This window comes from Synechococcus sp. R5-12 (assembly GCF_047502655.1).
Taxonomy (GTDB): Bacteria; Cyanobacteriota; Cyanobacteriia; order Thermostichales; family Thermostichaceae; genus Thermostichus.
On the sequence record NZ_JANSIM010000231.1, the window covers coordinates 1 to 4,135 of the forward strand.

At 62.2% G+C, this 4,135-nt stretch carries 4 protein-coding genes; 2 read left to right on the forward strand and 2 right to left on the reverse strand.

Going from position 1 to position 4,135, the window contains the following annotated elements:
* Positions 1–23: 23 nt before the first annotated feature.
* Entirely contained in the window at positions 24–1,064 is a 1,041-nt protein-coding gene (locus NW843_RS11865) for an anthranilate phosphoribosyltransferase family protein (RefSeq protein WP_414523037.1), read from the reverse strand.
* A 108-nt stretch (positions 1,065–1,172) separates the two neighbouring features.
* Positions 1,173–2,135, reverse strand: a complete 963-nt coding sequence (locus tag NW843_RS11870) for a LysR family transcriptional regulator (RefSeq protein ID WP_414343887.1) — start codon at positions 2,133–2,135, stop codon at positions 1,173–1,175.
* Positions 2,136–2,259: 124 nt separating this feature from the next.
* Here NW843_RS11870 and NW843_RS11875 point away from each other — a divergent pair, with 124 nt between their 5' ends.
* Both NW843_RS11875 and NW843_RS11880 read left to right on the forward strand, forming a co-directional pair.
* A complete protein-coding gene (locus NW843_RS11875; protein ID WP_414523038.1) occupies positions 2,260–3,411 on the forward strand; it encodes a serine hydrolase domain-containing protein in 1,152 nt (383 codons plus the stop codon).
* A 55-nt stretch (positions 3,412–3,466) separates the two neighbouring features.
* Positions 3,467–4,102: an XdhC family protein gene (locus NW843_RS11880; RefSeq protein ID WP_414523039.1), complete on the forward strand. Its 636-nt coding sequence runs from the start codon at positions 3,467–3,469 to the stop codon at positions 4,100–4,102.
* The last annotated feature ends 33 nt before the right edge of the window (positions 4,103–4,135 follow it).

Genomic DNA, 4,135 nt, shown 5'->3' on the forward strand with positions numbered 1-4,135 from the left:
TGAACAGTGATGTTCAGCAGTGTTCAGCGTAAATGTATCAGGTCGATCACCCGGATCAGTTGTTTCAGCTTCTCCATCACCCGTCCAGAGCGAAGCAGGTCTTCCGCCTGTTGGATCCCTTCTGGCAAGGATGGGGCGTGGCCGAGGAGCCACAGATAGCTACCCCCATTCCAGAGAACGGCTGGGGTGAGTTCACAGGGATCCCCGCTGAGCACCTGCTGCATCTGTTGGAGCAGCTCTTTCTCGCCGGAGAGGGGAATCTCCGGGCCTGCCAAGTGACAATCGCGAGCCTTCAAGAGCAGCCGTTTCCCGCCCTGGTTGAGAATGGCCGCTCGCTCCCGTGGCAGGTCGCAACTGCCTTCCAGACCTTTGACGGTGGTGAATTGCCGGATCTCCCGCAGGGCAAACAGCTCCAGCATCGTGGCCTCGGTGGGAGGATGCACATAGCCGGCCACCAGGTGAAAGGGTCCTTGGTAGGGCGTCCAGACCAGTTCCAAGGTGGCCAAGGGGGGGCGCTTGCCGATTTGATCCCGGTAGTCCATCAGAGCCTGAGCCTGGGGAAAACAGGTGGGCAAATACAAAAATCCCAGCCCGGTTTGTTCCAGCAGTTGCCCCACCCGCTCCAGGGATAGCCCCCGCCAATCTACCCCCAAGCTCCGCCACACCGCTTCCAAGGGCAGCCCATACTTGGTGGGACAGAAGCCAGAGCCATGCAGCAAAACGGCTGACCCTGCCGCTGCCAGCAGCAAAGCCACCAGCACCCCCAGCGGTGCCGTCCGCGAGCGGCCATCGTAGGGATGGCCAAAGATGATCAAGGGATGAGGCAGATCCTGCCGGGGCAGAAGAGGGCCGTCTTCTGCGTAGGCATCCAACATACCGGCCAGCTCCTCGGCAGTGGGGCGCTTGATGCGGTGGGCAATTAAAAAAGCCCCGATCTGGGCGGGAGTGGCCTCCCCCCGCAGGAGCATTCGAGCAGCGCTGGCGGCCTCTGCCCGGCTGAGATCCTGGTGGGTGTGGGTGCCGCTGCCGATTTTTTTCAACAGCTCGCGAAACTCTTGGCTCATAGCATCGGCGGTCGGGAGCGCTGGGCTACTCAGGATAGGGGGAGATAAGGGCGGAACACTTGAAACTACCGATATGGGTATTTGACCAGAAATTTCTACAAAAGGTCTCTACAAAACCGACAACAGCCCAGCAGAGGGCCAATGGGGATCTGCGCCGGAAGCAGGCTCAGCATTACCAGACTGCCTAATCAGCTGGGCGGCCAACTGCAAAAACCGGCGAATGGGAGGGATCCGATAGCGATCGCTGGTGGTGACCATAACCACCTGTCGCCTCAATAGGGGGGGCTCGGTGGGTCGCACCTGCAAATCCGGATCGGCGCAGCAGTCCACCAGGGCCGACTCCGGCAGGAGGGCAATGAGCTGCCCCTGTCGCACCACCCCCCGAAAGGCATCCAAGGTGTTCAGTTCCAGGGCTGCTTTGAGGGGAAGCCCCTGCCGGGCCAGATGGGATCCCACCAAGGAGCGCATGGCATAGCCATCCTTGAACACAGCCTGGGGATACTCCGCCAGCACCTTCCAGGGGATCCGCTCGTAGCGGCTGAGGGGATGGGTGGCGGGCATCAATACTTGAATTGGCTCGGAGTACAGTGGCTCCACCACCAGCTCTGCCCCCCGCGTCATCAGGGGGTTCTCCATTACCAGGGCCACATCCACCAGCCCATCCCTGAGCACCTTTAAGGCGCGGTCGCTGCCCAGAGCGGTAACCCGCAACTGCACCTCTGGATACTCCCGGCAAAACTGTTGCAGCACCGGCGGCAGTTGATGGGCGATCAGAGAATGGATCCCGGCAATGCAGAGCTCGGTTTGCTGGCCCTGCAGCCATTCTCGAATGCTTTCCTGAGCCCGCTGCCATTCTTGACAGATGCGACGGGCATGGGGCAAAAGCCGTTCCCCGGCCACAGTTAGGGCCACCGGGCTTTTGCGATGCAACAGCGGAGCGCCCACTGCTTCTTCCAGGGCCTGGATCTGGCGGCTAATGGCCGATTGGGTCAGACCGCTGAGGCGAGCAGCGGCCAAAAAGCTGCCCGTTTCCACCACGTTCAAAAAAGCTTGCAACAACTCCAGCCGCACTCGGGATCCCTTGATGATGTAGCCTGCCGTGGTGGCATCCTAGCCGGGGAAGCGGTAGGCTTTTGTAAACACCGTTACAAGTTGTTTGTTGGACTGGGGATCCCCAAGCCAGGAGGAGAAGCAGATGGGTTGGGATCCAGCCTTGCTGGAGGGGCTGCTCAACTCCGCCATTCCCCACCTTTTCCCCGCTGCCCAGGTGGCCATCCGCCACAAGGGAAGGTGTATCTACTCAAGGGCGGCAGGCCATCTCGACCCTGAGACCCGGCGCCAACCGACAACCTCGGCCACCCGTTTTGACCTGGCCTCGCTGACCAAGCTGTACACCGCCACCGCCTGCATGGCCCTGGTGGAAGCCGGAGCGTTGCTGCTGGATCAACCGGTGAGTCTCCTGTTGCCGGAGTTTCAGGGATCCCGCCCCATTGCCCCCTATGAAGATCCTCTGCAACCAGGGGAATGGATAGCTGCGGAGCCGGAGTCCTTGGGCCAGCTTATTGCAGCAGAACAGGTGACGGTGCGGCAGTTGCTGGCCCACACCGCCGGTTTGCCCGCCTGGCGACCCCTTTTTCGACAGCCCGATGCCGAATCTGCCCGGCACATGGCCCTGCACACCTTTTTGGCCTACAGGCCGGGATCCCGCAGAGTCTACAGCGATCTTGGATTGATCTTGCTGGGGCTGGCTTTGGAACGTCTGCGCGGAACCCCTCTGGATCAGATCTTGCATGCCCGGATCTTGCGGCCTCTGGGCCTGAGCCAAACTCAGTTTTATCCAGGGGATCCCTTTGACCCATCCTCTGTCTCTGGCTCTTGTGCCCCCACCGAGCTGTGTCCTTGGCGAAAGCGCCGCCTACAGGGGCAGGTTCACGACGAAAATGCCGCCCGCCTGGGCGGGATCGCCGGCCATGCCGGACTATTCGCCACGGCAGAGGAAGTAGCTGCTTTCGGGGAGAGTTTTTTGACGGGATCCCTGTTGCAGCCGCAGACGGTGAGGGAAATGACCCGCGAGCAGTTGCCTCAGCAAGGGGATGCCCACCGCTGTCACGAGCGCCGGGGTTTGGGGTTTGCCTTGCGCTCTCCGGATCCCTTGGCCAGCAGCTCCCCGTTCAGCCCCAGCGCCTTCGGCCACACCGGCTTCACCGGAACCTCCCTGTGGATCGATCCAGAGCGGGAGCTGGTGGTGACGCTGCTCACCAACGCCGTCTACCACGGTCGGCAGGAGAACGGATTCCAGGCTTTCCGGGTTGCCTTCCATCAGGCCATCCTAGAGGGGCTTTCTTGATCATTGAGTCCCTGACCGTTCCCGCTAGGGTGCCGTAGGCATAACCGAGGCTGAGGTGGACGAGACCTTTTACCGACAGTTGGCAGACATGCTCTCCCGCGGGCCGCTGGTGGTGGCCACGGTGGTCCGCACCCAGGGATCTGTGCCTCGCCAGGCGGGGGCAAAACTGGCCGTGGGATCTGATGGCACCCTGTTGGGCACCATTGGCGGTGGAGCTGCCGAAGCGGAAGTCATTGCCCGAGCGCAAACCCTTTTGCAGGCTGCCGTTCCCGTTGGCGATGGCGAGAGCAGCGCGGAGCACTTCGGCAAGACGGAGTCCTGGCCGGCTGGGATGCCGGTTTCCCTCGATCTCAACAGCCCTCCCCTGGGCGTTTGCGGGGGACGGATGCACATTTGGCTACAGCGATGGCAGGGATCCCTTGCCCAAACATTGGCGGCCCAGATCCTCCAGGCTCTGACCCAAGGGCAAAGGGCTTGGCTGATCACTCCCCTCCATCCTCAGGGGTTCCCCTACCTCAGCCTTAGCGACAGCGGTGCGGAGCACTTTGCCCCCCTGCCATCCCGCCCACAGCTCCTCGCGGGATCCTGGGTCGAGCCCCTCCTCCCTTCCCCCACCCTGCTGATCGCCGGAGCGGGCCACTGCGGCCTGTCCCTGGCCCAGGAAGGGATCCCGGAGACCGCCTTCAGCTAGAAATCGCAGGAGCCCCGCACTGTACCCGTAGGG